14 protein-coding genes are annotated in these 15,401 nt (G+C 36.8%); 10 read left to right on the top strand and 4 right to left on the bottom strand.

Annotated elements, in window-relative coordinates:
- Positions 1 to 8: 8 nt before the first annotated feature.
- The 9 genes from ACFIJ9_RS05125 (at position 9) to ACFIJ9_RS05085 (ending at position 6,445) form a co-directional block, all read left to right on the top strand.
- Positions 9 to 602 carry a nicotinate-nucleotide adenylyltransferase gene (locus tag ACFIJ9_RS05125; RefSeq protein WP_012754576.1) on the top strand — a complete coding sequence of 198 codons (594 nt, stop codon included), beginning with the start codon at positions 9 to 11 and terminating at the stop codon, positions 600 to 602.
- Positions 603 to 655: 53 nt separating this feature from the next.
- Positions 656 to 1,099 carry a ribosome silencing factor gene (rsfS, locus tag ACFIJ9_RS05120; RefSeq protein ID WP_375636031.1) on the top strand — a complete coding sequence of 148 codons (444 nt, stop codon included), beginning with the start codon at positions 656 to 658 and terminating at the stop codon, positions 1,097 to 1,099.
- A 1-nt stretch (position 1,100) separates the two neighbouring features.
- The gene (gene rlmH / locus ACFIJ9_RS05115) at positions 1,101 to 1,583 is read left to right on the top strand and encodes a 23S rRNA (pseudouridine(1915)-N(3))-methyltransferase RlmH (RefSeq protein WP_375636030.1); all 483 of its coding nucleotides are present in this window, start codon (positions 1,101 to 1,103) and stop codon (positions 1,581 to 1,583) included.
- Positions 1,584 to 1,679: 96 nt separating this feature from the next.
- On the top strand, positions 1,680 to 2,960 hold the full coding sequence (locus ACFIJ9_RS05110; RefSeq protein WP_375636029.1) for a murein hydrolase activator EnvC family protein: 1,281 nt from the start codon (positions 1,680 to 1,682) through the stop codon (positions 2,958 to 2,960).
- Positions 2,950 to 4,260, top strand: a complete 1,311-nt coding sequence (locus ACFIJ9_RS05105) for a S41 family peptidase (protein ID WP_375636028.1) — start codon at positions 2,950 to 2,952, stop codon at positions 4,258 to 4,260. Before ACFIJ9_RS05110 ends, ACFIJ9_RS05105 begins: the two co-directional genes overlap by 11 nt.
- Before the next feature lie 39 nt (positions 4,261 to 4,299).
- The gene (locus tag ACFIJ9_RS05100; RefSeq protein ID WP_375636027.1) at positions 4,300 to 4,821 is read left to right on the top strand and encodes an RNA pyrophosphohydrolase; all 522 of its coding nucleotides are present in this window, start codon (positions 4,300 to 4,302) and stop codon (positions 4,819 to 4,821) included.
- 99 nt (positions 4,822 to 4,920) lie between these two features.
- The gene (locus ACFIJ9_RS05095; RefSeq protein ID WP_012754582.1) at positions 4,921 to 5,481 is read left to right on the top strand and encodes an invasion associated locus B family protein; all 561 of its coding nucleotides are present in this window, start codon (positions 4,921 to 4,923) and stop codon (positions 5,479 to 5,481) included.
- A gap of 333 nt (positions 5,482 to 5,814) precedes the next feature.
- Positions 5,815 to 6,108 carry a YggT family protein gene (locus tag ACFIJ9_RS05090; protein WP_375636026.1) on the top strand — a complete coding sequence of 98 codons (294 nt, stop codon included), beginning with the start codon at positions 5,815 to 5,817 and terminating at the stop codon, positions 6,106 to 6,108.
- Positions 6,109 to 6,130: 22 nt separating this feature from the next.
- Positions 6,131 to 6,445, top strand: coding sequence for a DUF167 domain-containing protein (locus ACFIJ9_RS05085; protein WP_012754584.1), 315 nt, complete (start codon positions 6,131 to 6,133; stop codon positions 6,443 to 6,445).
- A gap of 70 nt (positions 6,446 to 6,515) precedes the next feature.
- Here ACFIJ9_RS05085 and ppa read toward each other — a convergent pair whose 3' ends face one another.
- The 3 genes from ppa to mgtE all read right to left on the bottom strand — a co-directional run bounded on the left by ppa (position 6,516) and on the right by mgtE (position 11,584).
- Positions 6,516 to 7,046, bottom strand: coding sequence for an inorganic diphosphatase (ppa, locus tag ACFIJ9_RS05080; RefSeq protein WP_012754585.1), 531 nt, complete (start codon positions 7,044 to 7,046; stop codon positions 6,516 to 6,518).
- Positions 7,047 to 7,114: 68 nt separating this feature from the next.
- Positions 7,115 to 8,941 carry a translational GTPase TypA gene (gene typA / locus ACFIJ9_RS05075; RefSeq protein ID WP_375636025.1) on the bottom strand — a complete coding sequence of 609 codons (1,827 nt, stop codon included), beginning with the start codon at positions 8,939 to 8,941 and terminating at the stop codon, positions 7,115 to 7,117.
- A 1,266-nt stretch (positions 8,942 to 10,207) separates the two neighbouring features.
- Positions 10,208 to 11,584, bottom strand: coding sequence for a magnesium transporter (gene mgtE / locus ACFIJ9_RS05070; protein ID WP_375636024.1), 1,377 nt, complete (start codon positions 11,582 to 11,584; stop codon positions 10,208 to 10,210).
- 542 nt (positions 11,585 to 12,126) lie between these two features.
- Here mgtE and ACFIJ9_RS05065 point away from each other — a divergent pair.
- Entirely contained in the window at positions 12,127 to 14,151 is a 2,025-nt protein-coding gene (locus ACFIJ9_RS05065; protein WP_375636023.1) for a M3 family metallopeptidase, read from the top strand.
- 162 nt (positions 14,152 to 14,313) lie between these two features.
- On the opposite strand, the gene ACFIJ9_RS05060 is transcribed toward ACFIJ9_RS05065, so the two are convergent.
- A complete protein-coding gene (locus tag ACFIJ9_RS05060) occupies positions 14,314 to 15,390 on the bottom strand; it encodes an SGNH family hydrolase (RefSeq protein WP_375636022.1) in 1,077 nt (358 codons plus the stop codon).
- Between the last annotated feature and the right edge of the window lie 11 nt (positions 15,391 to 15,401).

The following is a 15,401-nucleotide window of genomic DNA, read 5'->3' as shown; positions in this document are numbered from 1 at the left end:
AAAATTGTATGCCACATGTTGAAAGATCCAATGTTGTGGGTCTTTTTGGTGGTTCCTTTAATCCACCGCATGCAGGGCATCTTCTTGTTGCAAAAATTGCCATTCGGCGTTTGCATCTTGATCAGTTATGGTGGATGATCACTCCAGGAAATCCTTTAAAGGATCGTACACAGTTGCTCTCTTTAGAGGAGAGAATGCAATTAAGTTTTAAACTTATTGACCATCCAAAAATTCGCTTAACAGGTTTTGAACAGGCTATAGGGAGCAAAGTATCAATAGATACAATTTTTCATATTCTTACCCATTACAGTGGCGTAAATTTTGTATGGATTATGGGGGCAGATAGTTTTACGACGATACATCATTGGTATCGATGGCATGATATCGTTTCTATGCTTCCTATTGCGATTATTGATCGTCCTTTAGGCAATCGGTCGGCACTTTCTTCTCCTATGGCACATATTTATCGTCGTTTTCGTTTGGATGAGAGAGAAAGTAAGCGATTACCTTTTATCAAGCCACCAGTTTGGACTTATTTGCATGGACCTTTATCTTTTCAATCTTCAACAAACCTGCGTTTGAAAAAGAATGATTTTTCTTGAACATTTCATAAGATTCTGCTTCTCTTTAGAGAAATCTCTTTTTAGATTCCACAATGATAAGAAAGGATATTGATCTGAAAAATATTGCACACAAACACTCTTACGATAGTATGCCTTCAAAAGAAAAAAAAGTTTTTTCTGTTAGAGAGAGTCTTGAAGTTATTCTCAAGAGCTTAGAAGATACAAAAGCAGAAGATATTGTTTCTATTGATATTCGGGGGAAGTCATCTTTGGCTGATTATATGGTCATAGCTTCAGCAAATTCGCAGCGTCATGTATCTTCTGTTGCTGATCATTTATTACATACTTGGAAAAATAATGGGCAGGGGCTTGCGCGTGTAGAAGGGCTTGCTGGAGGTGATTGGGTATTGATTGATACAGGTGATATTATCATTCATCTTTTTCGTCCAGAAATTCGCCTTTTTTATAATTTAGAAAAAATATGGATGACTCCGGATTTAAACGATACAGCTTTGCTTCTCTTCGGAGATCATTAAAATGCAAATTTCTATTTTTGCGGTTGGTCGTATGAAAAGTGGGGCGGAGCAAAAATTAGTTCAGCATTATTTGGATCGTTTTTCTAAAATTTCTGGAGTTGTAGGCTTTCATTTAAAAAAATTACAAGAGATACCAGAAAGTCGTGCTCAAACAGCGTGTCAACGTATGGAGGAAGAGGGGAGAAGACTTATTGAATTTTTACCTGAAAAATGTCGATTAATTGTGTTAGATGAGCGTGGAGAATCGATTTCTTCAATTTCTTTTTCTGAAAAATTGAGGTGTTATCGTGATGAAGGCATTCGAGATGTCGTCATTGCTTTGGGAGGACCTGATGGACATAATGAACAAATAAGGAAGCATGCTGATTTTCTTTTATCTTTTGGTTTGATGACGTGGCCACATCAAATCGCACGTATTCTTCTTACAGAACAACTTTACCGCGCTGTGACAATCGAAAATAATCATCCGTATCATCGTTTTTAATATTTTTGTGCAATTTTTAGCACTTATTTATATATTTATTAATATTGTTTTAGCTGACACCATTTAAAGCATCTCTAATGTATACGATGAGGTGTCATGGTTGGGCAAATGAAAAAGCTTCTTCATAGAAAGATGCTATATTTATATGGGGAGTGCGTGATATTTGTCATTTTGCTCTTGAGTATGTTTTTTTGCTTTTCTGTATCGCATGCGGAAGATACAATGAGGAGTACGGAAGCACATAAAGAATTAGGAGAAATTCGCCAAAACATTTCACTTTCGCGTGAGCGTGTTGCTTTTCTTACGCATCAGGTTGAGCATTTAAAAAAAGATCAACGTGTTTTGAGTGATGCACTCATAAAGGCGGCTAAAGAAGAACGTACAGTAGCAGATGATATTGCTAAAAGGGAAGAAAAGCTTAAAAAAATGATAGAAGAGCGGGTACAAGTCTATCAAAGTTTAAAAAATCGTCGCACTGAATTTGCGGAAGTTCTTGCAATTTTGGAACGTATGGGATTGAATCCGCCTCCTGCTCTTATGATACAGCCAGAGGACGCGTTGGCTTCTATACGTAGTTCTGTTTTATTAGGTACTGTTATTCCTCAGATGCAAGAGAAAACACGAGATTTAACACAGAAACTCAAGGAGTTGACCAATTTGAGTAATTCCATTACTACGGAATATACGGCATTAAAGACAAAACTGCAAAATCAAGCAGAGCAGCGAAAACGTCTAGAGCTTTTATTAGACAAAAAAAACAAACTACAAAAAAAATCAGAAAAAGAACTTACAGAACAGCAACAAAAAAATATTGCTCTTGCTAAAAAAGCGCAGTCTTTGGAAGAATTGATTTTAGAGCTCGACCGTCAGTCAAAACTTAGCTCTGATGCATCAGTACAGGTACGGAAAAGTTTGCAATTGTTAGAACAGTCCAATTTTGAAAGCCGAAAAGGTTCTTTACTTTTTCCTGTTTCAGGAAAAAGAATACATCGCTCTAACAAAAATTCGCAGATTACGCGCTTTGGTGAAACGATAGAAACAGAGTCAGGAGCTGTTGTTATATCACCTGTAGATGCTTTTGTTGCTTTTGCTGGGCCATTTCGTTCTTACGGACAGTTAATTATTCTTAATGTTGGAAATGGTTATCATATTATTCTTACTGGAATGTCGAGAATTAATGTAAAACAGGGGCAGTTTGTCCTTTCTGGTGAGCCTCTGGGTATAATGGAGATGCAATTTATTTCAAACAGTGTTGCATTGGATATAGGAAAAACTTCTCCAATGCTTTACATTGAGTTTAGAAAGCAGGGAAAACCTGTAAATCCAACTCCTTGGTGGCAGACTGAAAAAATAAGAAGGAGCCAAAATGATTCGTAAAGTTATTCTTTTGGTCGCTGGGGTATTGCTCGGCGCCTGTTCAATGATTATGGTGCAGTCTGTTGCTGCGAATAATGAAGATAATGCATATAAAAGGCTAGCTATATTTGGCGATGTTTTTGAGCGCGTGCGTATGCAGTACGTTACAGTTCCAGATGATAAAAAGCTCATTGAAAATGCTATCAATGGCATGCTCACATCACTGGACCCTCATTCATCTTATTTGAATGCTGAAGAAGCCAAGGATATGCGGGATTCTACGAAAGGAGAGTTCGGAGGTCTTGGTATTGAGGTCACTATGGAAAAAAACTTGATTAAAGTTGTTTCACCAATGGATGATACTCCCGCTTCAAAAGCAGGTATTTTAGCAGGAGACCTTATTTCAAAAATTGATGATGTACAAACGAATGGTCAAACATTGAATGAAGCTGTTAATAAGATGCGAGGTGCTCCTGGAACACCAATTACCTTAACAATTATTCGTTCTGGCGTTGATAAGCCATTTGAAGTGAAGATTGTTCGTGATATTATCAAGGTAAAAGCGGTGAAGTATCGGGTTGAGGGCGATATTGGATATTTAAGAGTTATCCAGTTTTCTGAGCAGACATTAGGTAATCTTCTGGCGGCAATTAAAGATATCCAATCTAAAATTCCTGAAGATAAGCTAAAAGGTTACGTTCTTGATTTGCGACTTAATCCTGGTGGGCTTTTAGATCAAGCTGTTAATGTTTCGAGTGCTTTTCTCAATAAAGGTGAAATTGTGTCGACTCGTGGGCGCAAAAAGAGTGATGTGATAAGGTTTGATGCGAAGCCAGGTGATGTTATCCATGGAAAACCGCTCATTGTCCTTATTAATGGTGGTTCGGCAAGTGCTTCTGAAATTGTTGCGGGTGCATTACAAGATCATCGTCGTGCAACAATTTTAGGGACGCAGTCTTTTGGTAAAGGATCTGTTCAAACAATTATTCCTTTGGGTGAAAATGGAGCTTTACGCTTAACAACAGCACTTTATTACACGCCATCTGGCACTTCTATTCAAGGAACAGGGATCACGCCTGATATTATTGTAGAGCAACCACTCCCTGAAAAATATAAGGGTTATGATGTAAAAGTTGGTGAGTCTGCATTAAAAGGACATATCAAAGGAAAACGAGAGAGTAATAAAGGATCTGGTTCAGCTGCTTTTGTTCCGAAAGACCCTAAAGATGATATTCAATTGAATGAGGCCTATAAGCTGTTACGAGGTGAAATGGCAAATGCAGCATTTCCACCAGATCCCAATGAGGATGTGTTAAAGTGAGAAATGATATCTATAGCTTGCGATTTTGAGGAATATTAAATGGATGCAGGTATTAATTTGAAGATTCTTCCATATCGCAAATGTGTTGGGATTGTTGTCTTTAATCATGAGGGTAAAGTTTGGGTTGGGCGTCGTTTAATGACGCCTATTCATGCAGAGACCGAGATATCTCATCGTTGGCAGCTTCCTCAAGGAGGGATTGATGAAGATGAAAAACCGTTAGATGCAGCATATCGTGAACTTTATGAAGAAACGGGTATTCGATCTGTAAAGTTGATTAAAGAAGCACAAAATTGGTTCCACTATGATTTTCCACAAGAACTTATTGGGTGTACATTAAGCAATAAATATCGTGGACAAATACAAAAGTGGTTTGCTTTCCAGTTTACGGGAAAGCTTTCTGAAATTGCGATTAATCCGCCACCAGATGGCAATAAAGCGGAATTCGATCAATGGAAATGGATTGATCTAGAAACCCTTCCGTTGATCGCTGTTTCTTTTAAAAAACATGTCTATATGAAAGTTGTCAGCGAATTTCGAGGTAGCCTTAGACCATTATAAAAGCTATATGATTATGAGAAAGCTTTTTTATTAAGACGCTTTATATCATTTATAAATAATAAACATGTTTCTCTTTTATGTAAAGAACAGGAATATAAAATGAAAAAATTATTTAATTTACTTATAGTTTTTACTCTCTTGAGTATTTCATCTGTTGCATTTGCGACAAATTCAAAAACTCCTGCATCAAAAGATGCGGCAGCGACATTGCCAAATGGAGCTTCTTCTTTGACTGAAACCTACGGTTTGTGGACTATTAATTGTGGTATACAAGAAGGGAAAAGAATTTGTTTTATGCACCGTCAAGAAGTAAATGAGCAGGGGCGTGTTGTTGTGGCTATGAGCCTTATTCTCAATGCTGAGGGTGTTGTATCTGGTAATTTAACAGTTCCTTTTGGTATTTTGGTTTCTAAGCCTGTTCGTTTACAAGTTGATGAGGGAAAAGCTGTTATCGAAACTGGTATTCGGACTTGTGTACCAGCAGGTTGCATGGTTCCTGTCGTTTTTGACAAAAATCACGTAGCAGCTTTACGTTCTGGAAAACAGTTAAAGTTGGCAATGACAATTGCTGCTGCAGGTGAACCAGCTTTGAATGATTTATTTGTTCAGCTCAATGGTTTTAGCAGTGCTCTTAACCGTTTGACTGCTTTGCAGAAATAATTTTAAAAATAAAATAAAAGCGGCCTTTAAAAGGCCGTTTTTAGTTAGTTTGTTTTTTATATATTAATAATTAAAACGATGAGGTTTAAGATTAATCCTATAAGGGATATTCAGACTTTTTTGCTGTTTCTTCTATTTTCATGTGCTATTTTTAATTTTGATATTTGTTTTCTAGCTGCATCGTCATTAAATAGAGAGATGAAGAATTTAGATGTCTGGTTTTTATTCAAGAAAAAGAGTATTGAAGTATAAAACCATTTTTTGATACACAAACCTGCTTTAATGAAGGTTTTCTATACGCTCTTCTGTTTCCTTGATTGAAAGGGATGACGCATGATTTATGCATTGCTTCGAACGATTGATTTGATTTTTGATATTTATATTGATATTTTAATCGCTAGTGTCATTTTTTCTTGGCTTTATGTCTTTAATATCATAAATTCGCGCAATCGCTTTGTTGTTTTGATAGGAAGCTTTCTAAATCGTCTTACAAATCCTGTTCTAAGCCGTGTACGGCAAATTTTACCAAATTTTGGAACAATTGATATTTCACCTATTGTAGTGTTCATTATTATTTATTTTATTCGTACTTTCATGTGGCGCATTTACGCAAACATGTATTTATAGAAATATTACTTGAGGCGAATACATGTTTTATCAAGTTGATAAAAATAACTTGATTTTGTTTGTATATCTCATTCCTAAATCATCCGTTGACAAAATAATAGGGGTTGAATGTAGGGACGGTGAAAAACAATATCTGGTTATACGCCTTCGTGCTGTTCCTGAAGATGGAAAAGCGAATAAAGCTCTCATTAAATTTCTTGCGAAGCAGTGGAAAATACCATCTTCTTCTATTTCTCTGAAAAACGGCGCAATATCTCGCTACAAACAACTTTACTTTTCAACACATTTAGAAGAGCTAAAGCAGATATGGCAATCCTTTAGAGATTGCATCTCGTAGAAAAAATAAATAATAAAGCCTATTAAAAAAACAGGCTTTTTAAAAAACAGGCTTTATTTTATTAAAATCGTTATATTTTTTTATTGCGCTCAACAGCTTGCTTAATTAATTCATGAGCAAAGTTTTTATCACGCCATCCTTCAATTTTAGCCCATTTTCCAGGTTCCAGATCTTTGTAATGCTTGAAGAAATGTTCAATTTGTTTGAGTGTAATCTCGGGAAGATCGGTATAGTCATGAATATTAATATAGCGTTTTGTTAATTTTGGAGTGGGAATGGCAATAATTTTTTCATCTTTACCACCATCATCTTCCATCATCAGAGCTCCGATGGGGCAAACATTGATAACACAACCAGGCATAAGTGGACGGGTATTACAGATAAGGACATCAATAGGATCACCATCATCTGAAAGTGTATGAGGGACAAAACCGTAATTTCCAGGATAAACCATTGATGTATGAAGAAAACGGTCAACAAATAATGCGCCCGACTTTTTATCCATTTCATATTTTATTGGTTGACCACCAAGGGAGACTTCCACAATAACGTTAATATCTTCTGGTGGATTTTTGCCTACAGGTATTTCCTTAATATTCATAGAGACATCCTTTCTGAGATATAGTGAGGCTCAATACAATTAAATATTTTACCAAAGAGATTATGAAATTAGCCTAAATTTGATGCACGTGTTTTTTCAAAACGTTTACGTTCATTAGGATCAAGATAGAGTTTGCGGAGACGAATATTTTTAGGGGTTACCTCCACAAGTTCATCATCTTGTATCCACGATAAGGCACGTTCTAATGTCATTCTAATGGGAGGCGTTAGCTTTACGGCTTCATCTTTTCCGGAAGCGCGCATATTGGTGAGTTTTTTTCCTTTTAACACATTAACTTCTAGGTCATTATCTCGTGAGTGGATGCCAATAATCATACCTTGATAGACTTTCACACCCGCATCGATGATCATAGGTCCACGATCTTCAAGATTAAAAAGAGCATAAGCGACAGATTCACCATTGTCATTTGAAATCATAACACCATTAACGCGACCAGCAATGTCTCCTTTATAAGGTTCATAAGCATGGAAAAGGCGATTCATAATTGCTGTACCACGTGTATCCGTTAAAAGTTCAGATTGATAACCAATGAGTCCTCTGGTTGGCGCATAAAAAACAAGTCGGACACGATTACCCCCAGAAGGGCGTAATTCCACCATTTCGCCCTTACGTTCAGACATTTTTTGTACAACAGTACCGGAATATTCTTCATCAACATCGATAACAACTTCTTCGATTGGTTCAAGAGTTATTCCATTTTCATCTTTTTGCATAACAACACGTGGGCGTGAAACACTAAGTTCAAATCCTTCACGGCGCATATTTTCAATGAGAACTGCAAGCTGTAATTCTCCTCGTCCTGAAACATAGAAAGAATCTTTATCGGCTGATTCTTCAATTTTAAGAGCGACGTTGCCTTCTGCTTCTTTTAACAATCTGTCACGAATGACACGACTTGTTACTTTATCGCCTTCAGTTCCAGCAAAGGGACTATCGTTGACGAGAAAACTCATAGTAACAGTAGGAGGATCAATTGGTTGGGCAGTAAGGGGTTCATTAACAGTAGGATCACAGAAAGTATCAGCAACGGTACCTTTTTGTAGACCTGCAATCGCAACAATATCACCAGCACTTCCTTCTTCAATAGGTTGCCGTTCTAAGCCACGAAATGCTAAAATCTTTGAAATACGCCCAGTTTCTAAAAGTTTTCCATCTTGTCCAAGAACCTTGACATTTTGGTTGGGTTTTAGAGAGCCAGAATGAATCCGCCCTGTAATAATTCGTCCCAAAAACGGATCCGCTTCAAGAATAGTTCCAATCATGCGAAACGGTCCTTCTGCTACACTAGGAGAAGGGACATGCTGCGTCACAAGATCAAATAAAGGACTTAATCCCTGATCTTTTGGTCCCTCGGGGGCTTCAGCCATCCATCCATCGCGTCCAGATCCATAAAGAATAGGAAAATCAAGCTGTTCGTCGGTTGCATCAAGAGCAGCGAAAAGGTCAAAAACCTCATTAATGACTTCATCAACGCGTGCATCAGGTCGGTCAATTTTATTAATAGCAACAATAGGGCGCAACCCCACTTTCAATGCTTTGCCAACGACAAATTTTGTTTGTGGCATTGGTCCTTCAGCAGCATCAACAAGTACAATGGCTCCATCAACCATATTTAGAATGCGTTCAACTTCTCCACCAAAGTCGGCGTGCCCTGGTGTATCAACAATATTAATTCGAGTATCTTTCCAAACAACAGATGTCACTTTCGCTAGGATTGTAATTCCGCGTTCTTTTTCAATATCGTTTGAATCCATCATACGTTCACTTGTACGCTGATTATCACGGAAGTTTCCTGATTGCTTGAGTAGTCCGTCTACAAGCGTTGTTTTCCCATGGTCAACGTGGGCAATGATGGCAATGTTACGCAATTGCATAAATTTTCTTCTTTTCGTTTAATGAAATTTCATTTGAGGCAGAGTCTTTACATTCTTTGCCTGACTATTACAAAACCTTTTACATGTTTTTTTATAATTTTGGAAGATGGAGGTAATATTTTTATGGTAAAACTATTCATCCAAGTCTTTAAGGCTCTATTAAGCTTCAATTACTGGAGCTTCGTAAAAAGTTTTTTATAGTACGGATGTTTTATTCTCGAGCTAAGAATTGTCCATAAAAATCACTGTCAATTTGATTTTTATCAATATGATGTAAGGAATTTATATGAACGCTTGTAAGAATAAGTAAGTATAAAGCTAGCTGTATTATTGTTGTCGTTTTGCAAAGAGATTGATAAAAATCCCGAAGATCTCTCAATCCATAGCCAATTTATTGACGATTGTACGACATTTTTATTCTAATAAAGCTTTTTCTTATTCTATAACTTGTCAATCAAAATCCAGATCTAATGCAACCGTGTATTTGAGGTAAATATTGAGACGATTAAGCATTTTATAAGAAGTTCTAGCTTTTGTATGCCAGATTGGGTCAATAGTTATATCTGTTTTATTTATTTATGAAACCGGAATACAGTCTTATTTAGAAGGAATATGAAGGCATCAAAAGAAAATTCTTATCTTTGCCGTTAAGACAAATTTATGCTTTCAAAAGCATCTAAGCAATATCTTTAAAACCATGAAGATAGTGCATTGCCTCACACTTTTGTTAATCGCATTCTCTAATAGGAGTATGCGTTTCATGCCAAACAGAACGCTTTAAACAGAATAGACTTGTTGTTGCATATTCATGTACTTAAGAGAGATTTTTGAACGTACACTACATCCATTTCATGATAGGGCTCATAAATGATATAATATACGCGAATAGTATACTATCAACACCGTTGTGAAGAAATATAAAGCCTATTGAGCATATCATTATTATTCTTTCTCAGCTGTCAATATTGCAACAGTTTTTGATGCGAGAGAGAGGATATAAGAAGTATTTAATTTTTTCTTGAATAGTTTTTAGCTATACACCAATCCCCTTTGTGACAGGCAAGAAGATAACTTTAATTCATTTAATATGAGAAGCTTTATGATGAGGCAAATTTACGATATTCGGAGCTGTTATTCAATAAAAATAATAAATTGTCTATGGAGCGATGCGCTAGAAAATAAATTAATGGAGCTTATTCTCTTCTGGAAAGATCTTAGGTTACATGACAAAGTCTTTCCAGAAGAAAGAGTTTTTACTTTACATGTTTAAAGAAGAGTTCCTGACAAAATGATGGAAGCTACAGAAAAATAGATTATAATGCCCATGACATCTACTAAAGTTGCCACAAAAGGCGCAGAAGCACTTGCTGGATCAAATTTTAAACCTTTAAGAATAAAAGGCAGCATAGATCCAGAAAGAGAACCAAAGGTAACGATTCCGACTAAAGCTGTACCTACTGTTGTCGAAACAGCAATCCAATGTTGCCCATAGTCGTAGATACCGAATTGTTGCCAAATAGCAATGCGCGTAATGCCAATAATTCCGAGTAAGAGACCAAGAGATAGTCCTGTTGGAATTTCACGAATGAACACTTTCCACCAGTCTTTCAACGTGAGTTCACGTAAAGCCAATGCACGGATAATAAGGGATGTAGCCTGTGAGCCGGAATTTCCTCCTGAGCTCATAATGAGAGGTATGAACAGTGTAAGAATAATCGCTTTTTCGAGTTCTGTTTCGAAATGTTGCATAGCACTTGCTGTCAGCATTTCACCGACAAAGAGTAAAGCGAGCCATCCGCCGCGTTTTTTCATCATTTCAGGAAACTTAATTTGCATATAGGGCTTATTAAGCGCTTCCATACCCCCAAATTTATAGGCATCTTCATTCATCTCATCAACCATAGTATCAAGAACGTCATCGACGGTTACAATGCCAATGACATGGTTACTTTCATCAACTACAGGCACAGAGAGAAGATCATGGCGCTGGAAAAGGCGTGCGATGTCTTCATGATGTGTGAAGGGCGATATTGTAATGGGCGAGTCATGGGTAGGGACATTAAGAATTTGTTCATCAGGTGAGGCAAGAATAAGGTTACGCAGTGAAACAGCTTTGAGAAGAATACCTGTTTTAGGGTCAATTACATAGCTGGTATAAACGGTTTCACGTGTTCGCTCGACCTCACGAATGTGATCCAAAGTTTTTTGTATAGTCCAGTTTGAAGGAACGGCTATAAATTCTGTTGTCATCAGTGCCCCTGCTGTATGATCAGGATAACTGGTGAGTTTCTTAAGTTCAGCGCGCGTTAAGGGTTTAAGCAAGGCATAAAGTCGTGTGCGGGTTTCTTTATCCATTTCTTGAAAGACGTCTGCAGCAGCATCGGCAGACATGCCATCAAGAATTTCAACAGCACGATTTATAGGGAGAAGTTCTAGGATGGAAGCAGGTTGCTCAAGCTCGGGTTTATCAAAAAGTTCGATAACATAATCAAGAGGCAGAAGACTAAGAATGGTTACACGTTCCATGATATCGAGGTCATTGATGATATCAATAGAGTCTGCAAAATGCTGATTTTTTAACTTTTCAGCGAGAGCTTCAGGAGAAAAATTTTTGAAGTCGAAGGTCGTTTTAATTTCAGTCATGATAAAGTACCTCCTGAAGAGTTGGAGAGTTGTAAATCTAGATAATAGATGAGATAAAAACAAAAGTTTATGGAAGATTTAAAAAAAACTCCCCAGCTATATTCCCAATTGTTAATATTTGAAGTAAAGTCAAGGGTGAATTATAAGTTATAAACAAGTTTCTGAATCACTAAAACGAGAATACAGCTTAATTTGAGGATAATATAATATAAAAATCAGTTCTGATTTTTACCATCATTTCTTTAATGTAGTTTTGTGATTTTCAAAAGAATCTACAGCAATATTTTGTAAAGAGTGGAGATTATGCCTTTCTTCAAGTGTTTTTATTAATATGCAATTCTATTGTGGTGTGCGAGCGAATAATCTTTATTTCTCCAATATAATATGTTTTGAAATGAAAGAATTTTACGATTTCTAGTTTTTTATTCAATAGCGTTTGGAAAGGTCGTTTTGAAACTCACGAAATAGTTTTAGTATATTATCAATTTGTGTCGTAAAGATAATCGTTACAGCTTAAATTTATAATGGAGACATAAAGTATTATGACAAAAGCAGCAATGCTGGACTGGAAGGGATTTTCAGGTCTTCCTGATTTTTCTTCTATCAGTGATGAAGATTTTAAACCCGCTTTTGAACAGGCACTTCAAGAAGCCGAAGAAGAACTAGAGGCGATTGCGATGGTGCAAGAACCACCAACGCTTGAGAATTTTTTGCAGCCTTTTGAGCTTTGTGGCAAAGCGCTTGATCGTGTCTGTTCAATATTTTTCTTGCGCACCAGTGCTCATACGAATGTATTAATTCAACAGCTAGAGCAAGAGTTCGTTGTAAAACTTTCTCGGTATTCTTCAAAAATGATGATGGATGCACGGATATTTGCGAAAATAGATGCGCTTTATAAACAGTCGCAGCTGGGCATATTTGAGAGTGAAACAACACGTGTTCTTGAATTATGGTGGAAAAAGTTTGTTTGTCGTGGGGCAAAACTCGATGAAAAAGCTAAGAAACGGCTTTTGGAAATTAATGAAAGACTTGCTTTTTTAAATGCTACTTTTGGACAAAATGTCTTAAATGATGAAGCTGAATGGATTCTGTTTTTAAAACAGACCGACTTATCTGGTTTACCGCAAGATCTCATTGATTCAATGAAGGAAATTGCGTGTGAAAGAGGTAATGAAGAAGAGTATGCATTAACACTAGCACGTTCGATTGTTGAACCTTTTTTAAAATTCTCTGATCGTCGTGATTTGCGTGAGGTTGCATTCCAAGCTTGGGCTAAACGTGGTGAAAATAATAACAAGAATGATAATAAAACAATTATTGTAGAGATTGTTGCGCTTCGAGATGAGCAGGCTAAATTATTAGGATATAAATCTTTCGCAGATTTGAAACTCGATAATACCATGGCTAAAAGTGTTGATTCCGTTATGGATTTGCTTATGCCTGTATGGGAGCGCGCAAGAGCGAAGGCTTCTACTGAGCAAATTGAATTACAAAATTTTGCCAACAATCAGGGCAGCAATGAATCTTTAGCGGCTTGGGATTGGCGTTATTATGCTGAAAAACTTCGCACTGAAAAACTTTCTTTCGATAGCGCTGAGATTAAATATTATTTTCAGCTTGATCGTATGATTAAAGCGGCTTTTGGGGTAGCAGAAAAACTCTTTGGCATTACATTTGAAGAAAAAAACGCTGTTGCACTTTGGCATCCTGATGCACGTTTGTGGGAAGTAAAAAAGTCTGATGGAAGTCTACTTGGGCATTTCATTGGTGATTATTTTGCACGTTCTTCAAAACGGTCCGGTGCGTGGATGAGTAGTTTGCAATCACAATATAAATTGGATGGCGGACAAAAGCCTATTATCTACAATGTTTGTAATTTTGCTAAACCTTCTAAAGGGGAGGTTGCTCTTTTATCACTCGATGATGCGCGTACGCTTTTCCACGAATTTGGGCATGCATTGCATGGTTTGCTTTCTGATGTCACATGGCCATCTGTATCGGGAACATCGGTTTCGCGTGATTTTGTTGAGCTGCCTTCTCAACTTTACGAACATTGGTTAACTGTACCAAAGATTTTACAAACTTATGCTACGCATGCAAAAACAGGACATCCTATGCCGCAAGTATTAATGGATAAGGTTTTGTCAGCACAGACATTTAATGCTGGCTTTGCTGCAGTTGAATTTACTTCATCAGCTCTTGTAGATATGGCTTTTCATAAAGGACAAAAGGTAACTGATCCAACAGTGTTTGAACGCCAAGAATTAGAAAAGCTGCAAATGCCTGATACAATTATTATGCGCCATCGTCCTCCACATTTTACGCATATATTTTCAGGTGATGGTTACGCCGCTGGTTACTATTCTTATATGTGGTCGGAAGTCCTTGATGCTGATGCTTTTCAGGCTTTTGAAGAAACGGGAGATGTTTTTAATTCAGAGCTTGCTGATAAGTTGAAACGTTTTATTTACTCTGCTGGGGGAAGTCGTGATCCAGAGGAGCTTTATAAAGCTTTTCGGGGACGGATGCCTTTACCAGAGGCAATGATTAACAAACGTGGACTATAAGATATAACGGTATGGTTAATACCATGCCGTTTTCATATTATTCGAAAAATGCAGTTGTGATTTATGCAAATTTTCTCTTCACCATAGCTCTGTAAACAGAGTTTTTTATCTTATTTGCTTTTTGTTTACGGAGGAAATTAGATTTTGTATTTTAAAGAGACATTATGGGAAAGAAAAATTATCAGCTCGATCTTTTTGATGCCCATTTGATGGAAACCATGATTTTTTTATAAAACTTGACTTTCTTTTGCCTAAAAGGTGAGTGTTTTGTTGTGCCATATCATCGAGGCTCATTGGAGGCTGACGCATAATATTACTCCGCTCTTTATTCTCTGATTCTTGTATAAGTTTTTGAATAACTTGATCGGTTGAGTAAGGATTTTCATGAGAAAAGGCATAAAAATTTAAAATATTTTTCAATGGTTTTTCTAAATAAGAGGCAAGTTTTTTCTTTCCTTCAGAGGTGAAATGCATGCCATTATTGGTGCGTAATTTGGTTATTTTTCCATTAATATCATAGCCTGAAAAAGAAAAATTTCCTTCTTCATCACTAAAGCCGCTCCAGATATCGAGGAAATATCCTCCTGCTGTTTCTGTTTCTTGTTTGTAGAGCGCATTAAAAATTTTCATTTTTTGTGTCAAAAGGTCATTTCCAAAAGAAGGCTGACTTATCCATATCCATGATTTTCCAGAGGCATGAAGACTTTCAGCAATTTCGATAATTCTTTGTTTGTAGATGTGCATCCATTCTGATTGATCTGTGTTAATTGTGCTATAAGAGTCTGTGATTGGTTGATTATCATTTGCACCGATCATCATGATAATAACATCGGGGTTATTTTGATCAATGAGTTTAGAAATATTGCTTTGCCAAGAATAATAATCCGTTCGAACTAAGCCGGAAGCTGGCATTGCGTTGTTCATGATAACGATATCGCTATTATTTATAAAAAACTTCTTAAGTGCATCGGCAACAGCAGAAGCTGTAAAATCCCCTATGACAAGAATGCGCTTTGCATTCTCATTTTTTAGCTTTTGTATATTTTTTTGTGTTACGATCTTTTTTTGCGGCTTGTCTATTTTTTGTTCTATAATTTGCGGTGGTTGTTGCGTCTGTTTGTTATGTTGTGATAACCATTTGAAGAAGTTCGTTGCTTTACTTGGGGATGGCTGTATGAGCCCCACAATAGAAAGTGAAAATAGCAATAATGTCAAGTATATCAGGCGAACAGAAGACAAAACCTTAGTCT

The organism is Bartonella sp. MR90HLJMH (assembly GCF_042194115.1).
Lineage (GTDB): Bacteria > Pseudomonadota > Alphaproteobacteria > Rhizobiales > Rhizobiaceae > Bartonella > Bartonella grahamii.
This window is presented reverse-complemented; position numbering and strand designations above follow the sequence as displayed.